Origin of the sequence: Phenylobacterium sp. LH3H17 (assembly GCF_024298925.1) — a bacterium.
In the GTDB taxonomy this organism is placed as follows: domain Bacteria; phylum Pseudomonadota; class Alphaproteobacteria; order Caulobacterales; family Caulobacteraceae; genus Phenylobacterium.
Map to the genome: position 1 here is coordinate 2,785,926 of NZ_CP101283.1, position 15,942 is coordinate 2,801,867.

The following is a 15,942-nucleotide window of genomic DNA, read 5'->3' on the forward strand; positions in this document are numbered from 1 at the left end:
GGCCGCGCCTAACGCGCCAGCGCGATCAGTTCGATTTCGATCCGCGCATCCACCAGCAGGGTGGCGCAAATGCTCGTGCGGGCCGGAGGATCGACGGGGAAGAATTCCCGGTAGATCGTGTTGAACTCCGGGAAATCACGCTTGTCGGCCAGGATGATGTTCACCTTGACGACGTCCATCGGCTCGCTGCCGGCAAGCTTCAAGGTCTCTACGAGTTGCTCCAGGACGAAGCGCGCCTGCGGGCCAATGCCCCCGGCGACGATCTCGCCGTCATCCGTCATCGGCACCTGACCGGAGCAGAAAACCAAGCCCGCCGCCTTCACCGCCTTGCAAAGCGGAAAGCGCTCATAGCTTCCAATCGTCGTCCGTGCGGGGTTGGTCATGCCTTGCCTTCTCAATTCGAACAGTTTCGGGAAGGTACAACCTCGACTTCCGATCAGACCATCCCATCCGGCGCAAGCTCAATGGCGCCCGACGCGGGAGCGCCAGCCACCCCGTCCGGGGCCGGTCTCGGGCTGTCGGTTGGCCGGCCGCCAGTCCGGCGGCTGAAAAGACGCCGCCCGAGAGGCTCGACACTCTCGGGCGGCAGTTCAGGTGCGCAGTGGGGAGGAAGACATGCGCACCAAGGCAGAGATTCAGGAATTCAAGGGGACGCCGATCACCCTTGCGCCCGGTGTCGCCGGCCGGGCCGCGGATGCCACGGTCTGTCCGTCCAACCTTGTGCCAAGTCAGACCACCCCGCGGCGGACTGCGCCCGCAGCTCGGGAACGTCGGCGGACGGGCGTGCGCCGGGCCGCCGTCATAGCGCGCCTCGACGCGCGTCCTGGATCAGGGTGCGCAGGCGATCGAGGCCTTCGAGCATGTTGCCTTCCGGCGGTCCGAACGAGAACCGCACCCACTGACGGAGCGGTGACGGCCCGCGACGCATACGCCCGGGATTGATATCAAAGTAGGGGCCCGGGACCACCATGACCCGTCGCGCGAGCGCGTGCGTGAAGAAGGTCATGGCGTCATCCAGGGGGGCCGGAAGGTTCTCCACCGAGCCCCAGAGATAGAAGGTGCCCCGCTGCGCCGCCGGAAAACCTATTCCGAGCGCGCGAAGCTGGTCGAGCATGAGACGCCGTTTGCGAGCGAACGCCGCGCGCACGGCCGTCGTTTCCTGATCCATCAGGGCCGGATCCAGGAGGCCCGCTACAGCCTGTTGCACCGGAACGCTCGCGCCGCCATCGATCGCACTCGCCGCGCGACCGAGGGTTTCGATGATGTCGCGCGGGCCAACCGCCCAGGCGAGGCGCAGGCCGGGGTAGCGGAGGTTCTTCGTCACGCCGTCCACCAGGAGCACGGGATCGGCGTCGACGTCGTCGACAAAGGCCGAGGCCGAGACCGGTCCGTCCGCCCCGGCCCCCTCCTCGTCGAAGATATAGTGCGAATAGAACTCATCTACGACGGCAAGGCAGCCGCGCGCCCGGCACATGGCCACCACCCGATCCAGGTCATCTCCTGCCAGGAGTTGACCGGTGGGGTTGTTTGGATTGGAGAACAGCACAGCGCCCAGGCCATGGCTCTCGACCGCTGCGGCGACCATCTCGGCCGTCAGGCGGAACCCGTCCTCGGCCTGGGTTCTGATCGCCACCGGCGTCAAACGGTGCCTGTGGTAGTCGAGCATGTCCTCGTAGGCGGTGTAGTCGGGAACGACGTAGCCGACATTGACCGGCCCAAGCACGGCGAGGATGCGCGAGAGCATCAGTCTGCCGCCCTGGGCGATCGAAACGTTCTCCTTGGCGTACTTCGAAGTCCGCCCCTGGCGGTAGGTCAGGTTGTAGTGGTCCGCGACCGCCTGCCTCAGCGCATCGACACCGTTGACCGGCCCATAGGCCAGATCCTGCGGCGCAACCTCAATCTGCGAAAGGCGGGGCGGCGCCCCGTCGAGGTCGCCGACCTCCGGCTGCCCTTGCCCAAGGTTGCTCCAATCGGGATTGCCGTTGAAGAACCCGCGCTTGCTGGCTTCCGCCATCACATGGATGACGCCCATATAGGGAATGTCCCGGACCAGGCCTGCGGGGAGGTGGGGGTGGGTGGACATCACGATTCCTTCGAAGAGCGACCGACAATTTGTGTCTGCATCGCCGACATGTCCTCGATTAGCCTGGATCGCCGGCCGGGTTTGTTGGCATCGGAAGCCTGAGCATTGAGGTTGCGGTTTGCCCGCCAGATCATGGCCGCCTCGTGAATAGCCGCCTCAGCCCGTCGCCCCCTCGAATTCGGCTTTCGTCGTGGTCTTGACCTCGACGAGAGAGTCACTGTCGGCCGGAGGGGGGAGCGTCAGGGGCGACTTGCCTCGACTGATGTCGAACCCATGCGGATCGGTGATGGCAGGTGGACCACTCCGGCGCCGCTGGACCAACGGGTGGCTGTGGACGTGAGGGCGAGCACTGGGCGCCAGTTCCGGGGCCATCCTGCAGGACCACCATCGGTGGAGGAGGCTCTATGCTGAGACCTCCGGGGCCCCCGACGCGACCTGACCCGGGCTCTCAACGTGGCCGAGACCGACACGGCGACCTGGCTCGCAAGACCCTGGGCACGGCGACGGCAGCTACGCGACCACCTCGCCAGCGCCTCGACCACACCGCGACGGACGAGGTGAAACCCCGACCTAGAGCGCCGACAGTAACACCTCTTCGAGCGGCCTGCGGACCGCCGGCTGCACGACCGGACCGTGCCCGATGCGAAGAAGTAACTGAGGCCACCCGCGAAGGCCTGCCAGATTCTTGAGAGCCGGCCGTAGCTCGTCGACCTCAATCGGCTGGTTCATGTACGCGGCCGTCATCCCAGCATCCGTGACCTGCAGCAGCATTTGCACATGCGCCACGCCCGCGGCCAGCCAATGCCGTACATCATCGACATCCGTCGCCACGACAATCAACGCTGGCGAACCCGCGGAAATTTCCTGGTCCTTCGCGCCAACTCCCTCGCCGATGTCGAACGTGCGGATCACCAACCCACCGGTCGCCGACAGAACATCGGGCATGCCAAAGTTTGAACCGGACATCCCATCACGCGACGCGCTCCTTCGGGAATGCACCCACGAACCGAGTTCCCGCCGGAACCGGGGATCGGCGAACTGGACTCGATCGCCCTCACTGACCAACGACGCGACACGGCTCTTCACAGTGGGATCGGACAGGAAAGCCAACTCGACGCCTTCCTGGGCGGCGATCTTGCCTAACTTGCTCTGCAGGCCATCGGAACATGGCCCTCCAACGCCCTACGAGTGGTCCGTCGCCGAACAATCGCTTCGAACAGGGCGAAATCCTTTGTCGCGGGCCCGCGTCCTCCGAGTGAAGCGCGAGCGAGCAGGTCAGGCTCACTCTCGTCCGGCGTCAGCTCGAACTCACCCTCGTATCCGAAGCGCCGCATCGCCACCCGGAGAATGCCCAGCGCGGCGCCACATGAAATGACAAGTGCGCGATCGTGCGGATCGACCACCGCCAATGCACGACGACGGTCGGCCCAAAGCTCAACTGCGCCACCGGATAATCGAAAGAGCCAGGGCTGAGTGTTGTGACCTGACGGCGCCAAGATAGCGTACCGAAGCAAGAACCGTAGCTTCTCGCGATCAGGACCCGCCTCTGGATAATCCGCCTCGTTGATCCGCCACTCGGTGGATGGATCGCTCACATCTACCTCCTGTTCCGCAACGCTTGCCATCGGCTTTGTTAAACTCGCCGCAGTCGCTGACTCTAGCTCATATGGCGCCATTCTTTATCCTCCCACTGCTTCTGCGCCCGGTTTGCAGTGTGGCCTGCGAGGAGCCAACTCGGGCTCACCCTGGACAGGGTCGCGCTTTTGGCTGTGCTGTTGGCGCTGCGCCTGTCCAGTCTGCGACGCACACCATCGTCGGGATTCGGGCCTACGGGCTCATCGCGCTACGTCGCTCGAAAGCCCCTGTCCGGTCTCCCCGGCAGGACGCTGACCGATCCGGCCCCGGCGGCGAGGCTCAGCGCGACCGGACAGCGTTGGGCCGTCTGGCGTTCGCGCTGGGCTGCGAAGACAAACGCAACCTCGGTTTCCGTGGCCGCCGCGCGGCCTGCAGTGCCGATCGTTTCGGTCCTGGCAGGGTTCGCGTCAGGACTTCGAGGGCTCGCTCACGTTTCGCAACGACATAAGCCGCCGCTCGCGGTGACTGTCGGCGTCCCGGCGGTTGCGCTGTTTTACGTGACCGTAGCCGCGGATCTTCAAGGGCCCCTCGGCGAGGTCGCAGGCCAGGTCATAGGTGTGCGGATCAAGCGCACCCACCAGTTCGGCCACCAGCGCTTCGTATTCATCCCGGTCGGCGACCTCGGCGCGTCTCTCGCCAGTCCAGCCGAACGGATCAAGTCCGGTGCCACGCAGATGGCGCAGGGCGGCCAGGAGCCGGAGCGGCCCATCGAGCCAGGCGCCGAAACTGAGCTTGCGAGGAATCCCGGTCGCCTTGTCCACCTTAGCGAGCAGAGGCGGCGCAAGATGATAGGTCATCCGCGCGCCTCTGCCGAAGGCCTGTTCGATCTCCAACTTGAAGCTCGGCGCCGTCAGGAGACGAGCTACCTCGTACTCATCCTTGTACGCCATCACCTTGTGCGCCGCCCGCGCCACCGCCCAAGCAAACCGATCCGACTGTGCGCCCATGACCTTGCGGTCCGCGGCTGCCGCCCCCTCGACGAGGCGCCGATAGCGGCGGGCGTACCGCGCGTTCTGGTAAGCTGTCAGATCGTCGGCCCGGCCTTCGATGAAGGCCTCCAGGCTCACCGGTACTGCCGGCGGATCAGCCACCCCGGCGGCCCGCTTCACCGGGTCAAGGTCGACGGCGGCGCACCGTCCCCACTCGAACGCCAGCTCATTCATCGAGACAGCGACGCCGTTGAGTTCGATCGCCAGGCGAAGGGACGCGTGGGAGATGGGAATCCACCCTTTTTGAAAGGCATAGCCAAGAACCATCAGATTGGCCGCGACAGCGTCTCCAAACAGGCCCTCTGCGAGCTTCTGAGCGTCGAGGAACTCGGCATGACCGGGCGACAGGTGAGCCGAAACGGCTTTGGCCAGGTCTGTGGGATCAAGTGGAAGGTCCGGGTCGAAGACGAACTGGGCCGTCGGCGCCAGGTGCGTGTTGACGATCGCACGGGTACGACCTGCTCTGAGGCGTGACGTCGTTTCGCGTTCGCTCGCCACCTGCATGTCGCAGCCCAGAAGAACGTCTGCCTCCCCGACCGCTATCCGCGCCGAGCAGATGTCCTCTTGGCGTGCGGCGATCTTGACGTAGCTGACCACAGCGCCGTTCTTCTGGGCCAGACCGATGGAGTCCAGCACGGAAACGCCGAGGCCATCCAGGTGGGCGGCCATGCCCATGATCGCGCCCACAGTGACGACCCCCGTCCCGCCAATCCCGGTGATGATGATCCCATGGGCTTGGTGCAGGGGCGCCGCGCGCCCCGGGGCTTCCATCTGCGGGGGAAACGGAGGCAAGGGTGGCTTGCCTCCGCCGACTCGGCCGGTCGACGTCACGGATACAAAGCTGGGACAGAACCCGTCCGAACAGGAGTAATCCTGGTTGCACATGGTCTGGTTGATTGTCCGCTTGCGGCCCAGATCCGTCTCCAGCGGCTCTATGGCGACACAGTTGGACACCTGTCCACAGTCACCGCAGCCCTCGCAGACGGCGCTGTTGATATACATTCGGCGCGCGGGAACGGGCGCCGTGCCACGCTTGCGACGCCGGCGCTTTTCTGCGGCGCAGGTCTGGTCATAGATGATGGCCGTGACGCCCGGGACCGCGCTTAGAGCCCGTTCGACGGCGAGAAGCTGGTCGCGCCGATGGACGGAAGCCCCAATCTTCCCAAGCGGCGCCGTGGCGAAGCGCTCGGGCTGCTCGGAGACGATCTCTATGCGGCAGACACCCTCGGCGGCGAGTTGCCGCGCGATTTGTTCGACCGTCGGGGCGCCGTCCACCGGCTGTCCGCCGGTCATGGCCACGGCGTCGTTGTAGAGGATCTTGTAGGTTATGTTGACGCCGGCGGCGACCGCCGCTCGGATCGCCAGAGAGCCGGAATGGGCGTAGGTCCCATCCCCAAGGTTCTGAAAGACATGCCTCGTTTCGCTGAAGGGCGCCTGGCCGATCCAGTTTGCGCCCTCCCCACCCATGTGGAGCGCGGGTTCGGTCTGCATCTGCGGCGTCCAGACGGCCATCCAGTGGCACCCGATGCCCGCAAGCGCCCTGGCGCCATCGGGTACTCGCAACGACCGGCTATGTGGGCAGCCGGCGCAGAAATAGGGAATCCGCGGCGCTCGGCCGGTTTCGGCGGGGCCGTGCTCGAGTCGAGCATTCAATTCGGCGAGGGCCGCCGCCACCCGTTCGTTAGGGGCCCGCGCCAAGAGATGCTCGGCCAGGCGACGGGCGATGAACACAGGCTCGAGCTCACCGGCGATGGGTATCAGGGGCTGTCCGCTCTCCCCGTGCTTGCCGAACACCCTGGGCCGCGCGCCGCGCGGCTGGTTGTACAGGATGTCCTTGATCTGGGTCTCGAGGATCGGTTCCTTTTCCTCGATGACCAGAATCTCCTTCAGGCCCCGGGCGAACTGAAGGAGCCCTTGCCGCTCCAAGGGCCAGACCACCGCGGGCTTGAAGAGCTTCAGACCGAGCCTTGCGGCATCGGCCTCACCGATCCCCAAATAGGCGAGGGCCTGCAAGACATCCTGATAGACCTTGCCGGCGGCGACGAGCCCGATGTCGGCGCCGGCATCGCCGAAGACGATCCGATTGACCCCATTGGCCCTGATGAAGGCCTCGACCGCGGGCAGTCTCCAGGTAAGCATGCGAGCCTCCTGTTCAAATCGATCGTCGGGCCAGCGCATGCCGATGTCGCCAGGCGGTCCTGAAAAATCGGTCGGCAGACAGTAGCGCCCACGCTCCGGACCAACCTTGATCGACGCCGAACAGTCCATGTGGTGGGGCAGGACCTTCAGGCCCGCCCAGAGGCCCGAATAGCGCGAAAGAGCCCAACCAAAGAGACCGAGGTCCAGGACCTCCTGAATGTCGCTGGGCGCCAGGACCGGCACCTTCAGCGCCATCAGCGCCGGTTCGCACTGATTGCAGGTGTCGGACGACTTGGCCGCATGGTCGTCACCAACCACAGCCAGCACGCCGCCATGACGGGCGACGCCCAGGGTGTTGCCGTGCCGGATCGCGTCACCGCTGCGGTCCAGGCCGGGGTTCTTGCCGTACCAAAGCCCGAAGACGCCGTCACAGGTCGCCTTGCCGAAAGTGGAGACCTGCTGAGAGCCGATCAGCGCCGTCGCAGCCAGATCCTCATTCAATCCCGGCCGGAAGACGATCTGGCCGGCGTCAAGCTCCCGCTTCGCGCGCCAAAGGGCCTGGTCATAGGTCCCAAGGGGCGAACCTCGGTAGCCGCTGATCAAGCCCGAAGTATTCAACCCACTCGCGACGTCACGCCACCGCTGCTCCAGGGGAAGCCGGACCAGGGCCTGAATCCCTGTCAGATAGACTCGGCCCTCACGCTGCTCGTACTTGTCCTGGAGGCTTACAGGCTTGCTCATGCGCAGTGGCCGAAAGCCGGCGCCTGGTAGGGTTGCGGATAGGCGGCGGCGGACGCCTCCCTATCTCCGGCCGAGAATAAAACGCACATCTCCATCCTTTCCCTGGCAGCGCGAGCGCCTGAGGCCGCGTCCCCATCAGCCACGGCGCGCCGAAGGGGCCCCCGCTGAGGCCGCAACGAAAACCGACCATATCGATTGTTATCTGACGCGTGCGTTAGTTTACTGTCAAGGCGAGACCGCTCCAGCCGGGCGCAGGACGGAGCATGGCATTGCAGCGCCCGCATGCGCGGGGCGCAAATACAGAGCTAGAGGACGATCTTCGAAACGTCGGGGGCCAGGGACTTCGAGGGCTTGGAGCTCAACGCCCTTTCAAGCAGTTGGGACATGGCCTCGGCCAGCTGGCGGCTGTCCCAGGCTCCGCCGTATTGGAACCAACGGGGGACCCAATTGATCGCGCCGAGGATGACGAATACGGCGAGCTTCGGATCACAATTGGCGATGCTGCCATCCTCGATACCCGTCCGCACCAGGGCGCGTAGTTCGTTTTCGTACTGGTCGCGCTTCCCCACGATGACGTCTCGATCCTCGGGCAGAAGCGCTGATTCCTCCGTGAGGACGACGCAACAGCTCAACTCGTCGATCATCTCTTCAAGATAGCCCCGCAGCGCGAGCCGCAGCTTTGAGCGGGCATCCAGATCTGTGCGTTGAGCTGCGCTCAGGCTCTTGAACGCCGCCTCTATCGCCCGGTCGAAGCAGGCCCTCAGCAGCGCCTGCTTGTTTGGGAAGTAATAGTAGAGCGTCGCCTTGGTAAGGCCGAGCTTGCCGGCGACATCGTCCAGCGAAGTGCCATGGAACCCATGCTTGTTAAAGGCTAGCGCCGCCTCACGAAGGAGCACGTTGCGTTTGAGCTCATGCTGCTCATCACGGGACTTCGGAGAACTTTTCCAGCTGGGTTGGGGCACGTCGAAATCCAGAATTGATCGCCAGTGGGTAGCACGGGTCGTACCGGGCAAACAACAGACCCTCTCGACAGTTATCTAACTCTAGCGTAGGTATGAGTCCTGTCGGAGGCTTTCCAGTCGGCCTGAGTCGACCGCGCCCAGTCCCCGACAGAGGCCAAGCCCCGCTCCCCGCCCGCAGAAGCCCCTGGCCTGCGGCGTTGGACCCATCGTGAAAGACGCCCCATGGACTTCAACCTTTCTCCAGATCAGCAGCGGCTCCAGGATCAGGTCGCCGCCTTCGCCGCGAGCGAGATCCGTCCCGTGGCCGAACGCCTGGATGCCGAGGGCAAGGTGCCCTTGGCGTTGTTCGCCAAGCTTGCTGACCTTGGGGTCACCTCGATCCCTTTCGCGCCGGAATGGGGCGGCATGGGCCTGGGCGTCTTCGACATGGTCTTGGCCCTGGAGCAGATCGCCCGGGCCGACCAGTCGCTCGCGGTCACTACAATGGTCAGCGTGGCCACCGGGCTCACCCTCCAGCGCTTTGGCAGCGAGGAACAGAAGGCCCGCTTCCTTCCCGACATCGTCAGCGGCGCCAAACTCTGCTCCATCGCCGGGACGGAGCCAAACGCGGGATCCGACACCAGCGGATTCACCACCAGCGCTCAATTGATCGACGGCCAATGGAGGATCGACGGCGAGAAGGCGTTCATCACAAATCCCGGGACGGACATCAGCTCCTTCGCCCTTGTCCTGGCGGTGACGGGTCAGCGCGACAGTGGCGCCAAGACCTTCACCCTCTTCCTCGTCCCCAATGGCGCGAGCGGCTACACCGTGGGCAAGGCGTATGACAAGCTGGGCTGGCGCTCGTCGGACACGCGACCCCTCTATTTCGACGGCTGTGAGATCGCGCCCTCCCTGGTGGTCGGCGAGGCGCACCAGGGCCGCCATATCCTCCATAAGGGTTACCAGCAGGCCCGACTGTTCCTGGCCGCTTCGTCGTTGGGCCTGGCGCAGGCCTGCCTTGACGAGTCGCTGGCCTACGCCAAGCAACGGCGGGCCTTCGGCGTCACGCTCGGCGGCCTGCAGCTCGTGGCGCAGATGGTGGCCGAGATGGCGCTCAAGGTGGAAACGGCCCGCCTGCTCGTCTATCGCGCCGCCACGCTTTCGGACCAGGGCCAAGCCTCACTGAAGGACCTGGCGCTCGCCAAGTGGCACGCGACAGAAGTCGGCAACGAGGCCGCGAACCTGGCCATTCAGGTGCATGGCGGTTGGGGGTTCATGCAGGACTGTCCCGTCTCCCGCTACCTGCGGGACAATCGAATTTGCACCATCGGCGACGGATCGAGCCAGATCCAGCAGCTCATCGTCGCCCGAGAGCTGGGGCTGGAAGCCGCGTTCGGGCGTCGGCCCATCGCGTGACAACTCCAGGCTCCTCGAGGGCGGTAGCCTTCAGCTGGCCCGAGCCCCACATCGCCTTGGCGAAGCTGACGCGCGCCAGCGAGATGAACACCTTGACGCTGGAGCTTCTCGACGAGCTCGACAAGGCCGTGGACGAAGCCTTCCGCCATGGCGCGCGCGCCCTGATCATCACCGGGTCGGGCCGGGCGTTCTGTTGCGGGGCGCACCTGCGCTACTTCACTGACCCCGAGTCTCCGATCGGCGTTTCAAGCCTCTCGATCCGGGACAACTACCTCGCCCGCATCGCTAGGCTGTTCGACAAGCTCGAGACCATGCCCTTCCCGGTGATCGCCGCAATCAATGGCTTCGCGCTCGGCGGGGGCTGCGAACTGGCCCTGTCATGCGACTTCCGGATCATGGCGTCTCAGGCGATCATCGGCCTGCCCGAGACCCGCATTGGCGCAACGCCGGGCGCGGGCGGCGTTCAGAAGCTGCAGCGGTATGTGGGGCGGGGCAAGGCCCTGGAATGGATTCTTCTCGGCAGCCACCTTGGCGCAGAGGCGGCGGAGGACGCCGGGCTCCTCTTCGCCAGGACCGAGGCTGAAGACCTCATGCCCTGCGCATTGGCGCTTGCACGGCGCGTCGTGAGTCTCGCCCCCAACGCCCTGGCCCAGGCCAAGATGTCGCTTCATGTATCAGGCGACGTCGATCTGCGCACCGCGCGCCGCTATGGCCTGGAGGCCCTGTCGCTGCTGGTGGGTCAAGCCGAATGGCGAGAGGGCATGACCGCGTTCGCCGAGAAGCGCGCGCCTGACTTCTCGGGCCCCGGCGACTGGGGGCGCTGAGGAGTGTCCCCTCTCGACAGCTTCCTCGACGGCGTGCGCGTCATCGACTTGACCCGCCACCTGCCCGGCCCCCTTGCCACGCAGCTACTCAGCGACATGGGAGCCGAGGTCGTCAAGATCGAGCCCCCCGGCGGCGAGGAGATGAGGCAGATCGGGCCAGAGGGATCCAATGGGCGGTCCGTCTATTTCGACGCGGTCAACGCCGGCAAGATTGGCTTGCGGCTCGATCTTCGGGCTCCTGATGACCGCGCGACATTCCTGGAACTGGTGGAATGGGCCGACGTCCTGGTCCACTCCTTTCGACCCGGCGTCATGGAGCGGCTGGACCTGGCCGACGCCATGCTCGCGGCGCGCAATCCCCGCCTCATCCGCTGCGCGATCACCGGCTACGGCGAGACCAGCCCCCTGCGCGCCGCGGCTGGGCATGACGCGAACTATCTCGCCTTGTCCGGCATACTGGACCGCAATGGTCAGGTGGGTCCCGCCTTTTTCGACCCACCGGTCGCCGACGTAACAGCCGGCCTCTTCGCCAATATCAGCATCCTGGGTGCGCTTCGTTCGCGCGACCGGACCGGGAGAGGTTTCCATCTGGACCTGTCGCTCGCCGACGCCGTGATGCCCCTGCAGGCCTTTCAGCTGACGGAGCTGGACCGGCTGGGGCACGTGCCCAAGCGTCAAGGAGAGCTTCTCAACGGGGGCGCCGCCTTCTACCAGATCTACGAGACCGCCGATCATCGTCACATGGTCGTGGGCGCTGTCGAACCCAAGTTCTGGGCGCGGTTCTGTCTGGCCGCCGGCCGGCCGGATTGGGTCGCTCGCCAGTCGGACCCGATGCCGCAAACGGACCTTCGGGCCGAGCTCGGCAGCTATTTCGGAGCCAAGACCCTGAGCGAGCTGCTGGCGAACTTCGAAGCCATTGATTGTTGCGTCTCGCCGATACTCGACCTCCAGGAGGCGGTGGCCTCGGAGCATCACCGCACAAGAGGGCTGCTAAAGGTCGGCGAAGAGGGCCTGCAGGCCCTCTTTCCTGTCCTGGTGGACGAGATCGCCCCCTCCCCTCGCCCGTCGTTCCAGGAGGCCGACGGCGCCCGTCACATCCTGGATGCGAGCTCGTCATGCCCGGCCCCGGATAGCCGACCGCGGCCGCCGCCAGAAGCAGGCTCGGCCGGCGAAGGGGATGGACACCGCCCGGGGGTCTTGCGGGCCGCAGCGCCGGCAGGCGACCGGCCCGCCTAGAGCACTGTAGGATCGGGCATGGTCGCCGGCCCAGATCGCGATGCAGTTCAGGAATTCAGGTCGGCCACAGGAGGACGGCGTCCGACCCTAGGGCGTCGATACGAAGTAATCATAGGCCAGGCGCGACACTTCGGCGATGGCGCGCTCCCTCGCCTCGCGCGGCTGGTCGCTCTTCTTGATGTAGGCGGCGATCACCAGCCGTCCACGGCCATTGGGAAGGGTCACGATCCCCACGGCGTTGACGCTTCCACCCATCGTCCCGGTCTTGTAGGCGACCCTGACGTCCTTCGGGAGCAGTCCAGGAATGCGCATCGGCCCGGTCTTGCAGCGCCCCATGATGTCGAGCAGCAGCTCCGTGCTTGGCGCCGACAGGGCCAGACCGGTCGCGATCCTCGTGAGCAGGAGGGCCATGGCGTCGGGGGTCGAGGTGTCCCGCACGTCGTCGTCATAGGCAGGGTTTGGGTGAATCGCCAGTTCCCAGAAATTGGGATTGCGCCGGGAGAGGTCTGCGATCGCCTGCTTGTAGGGACCGGGGCCAAGCCCGAAAAAGCCGCGCATGTGACCCAGGGTGTCGCGGTCCACCCGCTGATCCTCGATGTCCTGCGTCCTGAGCCAGGCCGTGACCGCGCCGGGACCGCCTGCCAGTTCCGTGAGCACGTCGGTGGCCGTGTTGTCGCTGTGAACCAGCATGAGCTCGATCAGGTTGGCCAGGGACATCGATAAGCCAGGGTGTGGAAAATTCGCGGCCAGCAGGCCTCCTGGGACCACCTTGTCCGGTGCGACCAGAGTCATCTGCTCCAGGCTGAGCTCGCCTTTGTCGACCTTGGCCAGCAAGGCTCCGGCCAGTGCGATCTTGAACGTGCTCGCCATCGGAAACCGCTCATCGCCCCGGATCGACATGTGACGGCCCGTTTCGATATGCACGATAGAAACGCCCATGACGCCATCTGCCAAGGCGGCCAGGCGGTTCAACTCGGTCAGGACGGCCTCCTGTCTCACGGCCTTGCCTTCCTTCGAGGGGCGGGTTGTGGCCTCAGCCGCCAGGGCCCCCGGACCCGCGACGCAGACGGCAAGGCCGATACAGGCGGCCAACGCCAGTGTTCTGAAGCCCATCGCGCTCAGTCCCATTGTTACGAACCTTCGCATTAGCTCACGGTCAGGAAATCTCGTAGTGGAAGTCGGTGATACGGCCTTCGGGATCATCCCGGAAGCGCACGTCCACCCGCGCCCCGGGCTGGAGCTTGGCCGCGGCGGCCGGGACATCAGACAGGTCAAGGCCGCGCACGAAATTCAGCAGGGCCGTGCTCGCCCCCTCAAGCCGCACATAGGCGATGGCGTAAGGTGGCGGCGGCAGGTGGTCGAAGGCGGCCGTCACGATGGTGGCCGCCTCGATGACCCCGCGATGACCAACCTCCACCCAGCTGTCGCAGCGCTCAAAACTGCTTTCGCAATAGGCGCGGGGCGGGACATAGGCGATCCCCGATTTGCTGCATCTTGAGGCCAGGATCTTCCGCTCGCGAAGCGCATTCAGGAACTGCGATGCGACAAGGCCCGCAGAATAGTTGTAGCGGACGTGCCATTCGCCCGGGATGATCACATCGGCCTGGGGGGTAAGCTGGTTCATCAGAAATTCCTCGCAGGTTGGTTCAGGCGTCGTCCGAGAGGACGGTGCACGTGAAGAATTGAGTGGAGCCGCCGATGGCCGTGGCGAGGGCGCGATGGACCCCGCTCACCTGATTGTCCCCCGCTCGTCCCATGACCTGGGCCGCAGCCTCAATGAAGCGGACCAGCCCCGTGACCCCAATCGGGTTCGTGCAGAGCGTTCCGCCCGACGGATTGACCGCGACGCCTCCGCCTTGAAGATCCAGTCCCCCGGCGTCGCTGATCGCGGCCGCCCGGCCGGCGGCGCAGAAGCGCAGCGCCTCCAGCTGCGGAAACTGAAACGAACTGAAGGGATCGTAGAGCTCGACGACCTGGATTTCCCGCCAGGGATCGATGACGCCCGCCTGTCGATAGGCGGCCTGGCCAGCCATCCAAAAGCCGTCATGATCGGCGAACTCGGTGTCGGACCAGAGCCCGAGGCGATCGCCCATGAACACCGTGTGGGATATGGCGCTCCGGCCGGTGACGAAGGCGGGCCTGGCGCATTGCCGAGCGGCGATCTTCTTGTTGGTCATCACCACCGCCGCCGCGCCGGAAGAGCGCGGGCAGATGTCGAATTTCTTGAATGGCCATGCGATGCGCCGCGAGGTCATGACGTCCTCGATGGAGATCTCGCCCTTCAGATGCGCGTAGGCGTTGCCCACCGCGTTGCGACGCGCCCGGACCGCCACCCTGGCGAACTGTTCCTCGCTGACACCATATCTGGCCATGTACCGCTGGGCCGCCAGGGCCGTCATGGTGATGGTGTTCAGGGCGAAGTCCTGTTCGTAGAACGGATCCCAGATCAGATTGAGGATGTGCTGGGCGTCAGGGGTCTCGGCCACTCGATCGGCGCCCACCACGAGAACGGTGTCGTAGACACCCGAGCAGATGAAATCGCAGGCGGCCTGGGCGGCGGAGCCGCCCGTCGCGCCGCCCGTGTTGATGCGCATGAAGGGCTTGTCCGCGCCCCAGACATGAGCATTGGCCCACCTGTCGACGTCGTTGACGCCCATGAATTCGGTCGGCGCCATGGAGAAGACGATGGCGTCTATGTCGTCGGGGGTCATTCCCGCGTCATCCAACGCGATCTTGGCCGCTGCCTGAGCGAGCTCGACATAGGTCTTGTCGGCGTGGTGGATGCGGTAGGGTGTTTGCCCCACGCCGATGACAGCTGCGGTCTCGCGCGCCATTCTAAACTCCCTCAAAGATGACGACCGCATGGCCTTGCTGGGCGAAGCCGTGGCATTCATGCGCCGCGGCGAAGCTGCCGGCCTGAAGGCGACCGCCGCGCGGAACAATCGCTTCGGCGGCGTTGATCAGGCCCATGCAGAAGTAGGGATGCTGGGCGAAGCAGCCTCCCGAGCGCGAGATCGACTCAGGCGCCGCCGCCGGAAGAGCCCGGCGGAACGCCAGGTCGTGATAGGCCGTGGGAGCGTCGATCTCGATGGCGGCCAATTGACCGAGCTGCTCAAGCCCGGCGCGGCCAAGGGCCGCGGAAAAGGCGCCACGAAATCCGCTCAACCCCGAGAGGCGCTCGAACCCGAGTTCGTACCGCTCCATACGGCTTCCCACCCCCGCGATTCTCGCGAGCGGCCGCAAGGCGGGCCGGCGCCGGAGCCATTCTCCCGAAACCAGCACAAAGGCGGCCGCGCCATCGGTGAGAGGGGCGCAATGACCTTCCCGCAAGGGCGCGGCGAGGTAGGGCGTGCCGGCGATGATGTCGGCGTTGGTCAAGGGGGAAGGGACAGTCCCCGGATGGCCCACGGCGCGGGAACGCGCCGCCGCAGCGGCGGCGGCGACCTCGGCCTCAGAGAGGCCGAACGCCTTCGACACCGCCTGCGCGAAGAGACCGTCTGCGATAGTCATGTTGAGCCCCACGGGCCGAGTGAAGAACGGCTCACATCGCATCCTCATGACGTCTTCGACCGGCGCCTCCGAGGTCTTGCTCCAGCTGACCACGATCCCGGGATCACTTGATCCGGCGGCGGCCCTGGCCGCGCCGAGAATGAGAGCGTCCAATCCACCGTTGGCGCACTTGATCTCGTCGCGAAGGTGAGCGCCCGCGGGTGCGGCCAGCAGCATGCCGGATATGCTTCGACCATCGAGCTCGTCACACCCGGCGATGGTGACGCCCTGAAGGTCCCGCCGCGCGATCTGGGCGCTGTCGAGAGCTGCCCGGGCGGTGTCGAACACCACCTCCTCCAGACGTTTTCCAGACAGCCTCACTGCGGCCGGGTGGACCGCGTAACCAAGCACATAGACGTCCAAAGCCCGCCTCCCACTCGCCTCGA

Annotated in this window: 12 protein-coding genes; 3 read left to right on the plus strand and 9 right to left on the minus strand. The window is 65.6% G+C overall.

Going from position 1 to position 15,942, the window contains the following annotated elements; all coding sequences use genetic code 11:
* Positions 1–8: 8 nt before the first annotated feature.
* The 5 genes from M9M90_RS13770 to M9M90_RS13790 all read right to left on the minus strand — a co-directional run bounded on the left by M9M90_RS13770 (position 9) and on the right by M9M90_RS13790 (position 8,549).
* A complete protein-coding gene (locus M9M90_RS13770) occupies positions 9–383 on the minus strand; it encodes a RidA family protein (RefSeq protein ID WP_254833790.1) in 375 nt (124 codons plus the stop codon).
* Between the two features lie 416 nt (positions 384–799).
* Positions 800–2,014, minus strand: coding sequence for a pyridoxal phosphate-dependent aminotransferase (locus M9M90_RS13775; RefSeq protein ID WP_254837138.1), 1,215 nt, complete (start codon positions 2,012–2,014; stop codon positions 800–802).
* A gap of 639 nt (positions 2,015–2,653) precedes the next feature.
* The gene (locus M9M90_RS13780; protein WP_254833791.1) at positions 2,654–3,193 is read right to left on the minus strand and encodes a hypothetical protein; all 540 of its coding nucleotides are present in this window, start codon (positions 3,191–3,193) and stop codon (positions 2,654–2,656) included.
* A 932-nt stretch (positions 3,194–4,125) separates the two neighbouring features.
* Positions 4,126–7,587, minus strand: coding sequence for an indolepyruvate ferredoxin oxidoreductase family protein (locus M9M90_RS13785; RefSeq protein ID WP_254833792.1), 3,462 nt, complete (start codon positions 7,585–7,587; stop codon positions 4,126–4,128).
* Between the two features lie 305 nt (positions 7,588–7,892).
* Positions 7,893–8,549, minus strand: a complete 657-nt coding sequence (locus tag M9M90_RS13790; RefSeq protein ID WP_254833793.1) for a TetR family transcriptional regulator — start codon at positions 8,547–8,549, stop codon at positions 7,893–7,895.
* A gap of 222 nt (positions 8,550–8,771) precedes the next feature.
* Here M9M90_RS13790 and M9M90_RS13795 point away from each other — a divergent pair, with 222 nt between their 5' ends.
* From M9M90_RS13795 to M9M90_RS13805, 3 genes are read left to right on the plus strand one after another with little or no spacing between them, the layout of a single operon-like run.
* Positions 8,772–9,947 carry an acyl-CoA dehydrogenase family protein gene (locus M9M90_RS13795; protein ID WP_254833794.1) on the plus strand — a complete coding sequence of 392 codons (1,176 nt, stop codon included), beginning with the start codon at positions 8,772–8,774 and terminating at the stop codon, positions 9,945–9,947.
* Positions 9,948–10,003: 56 nt separating this feature from the next.
* Positions 10,004–10,771 (plus strand): enoyl-CoA hydratase/isomerase family protein, encoded by a 768-nt coding sequence (locus M9M90_RS13800; RefSeq protein ID WP_254833795.1) that lies wholly within the window; start codon positions 10,004–10,006, stop codon positions 10,769–10,771.
* 3 nt (positions 10,772–10,774) lie between these two features.
* Positions 10,775–12,007 (plus strand): CaiB/BaiF CoA-transferase family protein, encoded by a 1,233-nt coding sequence (locus M9M90_RS13805; RefSeq protein WP_254833796.1) that lies wholly within the window; start codon positions 10,775–10,777, stop codon positions 12,005–12,007.
* Positions 12,008–12,094: 87 nt separating this feature from the next.
* On the opposite strand, the gene bla is transcribed toward M9M90_RS13805, so the two are convergent.
* From bla to M9M90_RS13825, 4 genes are read right to left on the minus strand one after another with little or no spacing between them, the layout of a single operon-like run.
* The gene (gene bla / locus M9M90_RS13810; RefSeq protein ID WP_254833797.1) at positions 12,095–13,120 is read right to left on the minus strand and encodes a class A beta-lactamase; all 1,026 of its coding nucleotides are present in this window, start codon (positions 13,118–13,120) and stop codon (positions 12,095–12,097) included.
* A 43-nt stretch (positions 13,121–13,163) separates the two neighbouring features.
* Entirely contained in the window at positions 13,164–13,631 is a 468-nt protein-coding gene (locus M9M90_RS13815; protein ID WP_254833798.1) for a Zn-ribbon domain-containing OB-fold protein, read from the minus strand.
* Positions 13,632–13,653: 22 nt separating this feature from the next.
* Positions 13,654–14,841, minus strand: coding sequence for a thiolase family protein (locus tag M9M90_RS13820; RefSeq protein ID WP_254833799.1), 1,188 nt, complete (start codon positions 14,839–14,841; stop codon positions 13,654–13,656).
* 1 nt (position 14,842) lies between these two features.
* A complete protein-coding gene (locus M9M90_RS13825; RefSeq protein WP_254833800.1) occupies positions 14,843–15,919 on the minus strand; it encodes a hypothetical protein in 1,077 nt (358 codons plus the stop codon).
* Positions 15,920–15,942 lie beyond the last annotated feature (23 nt).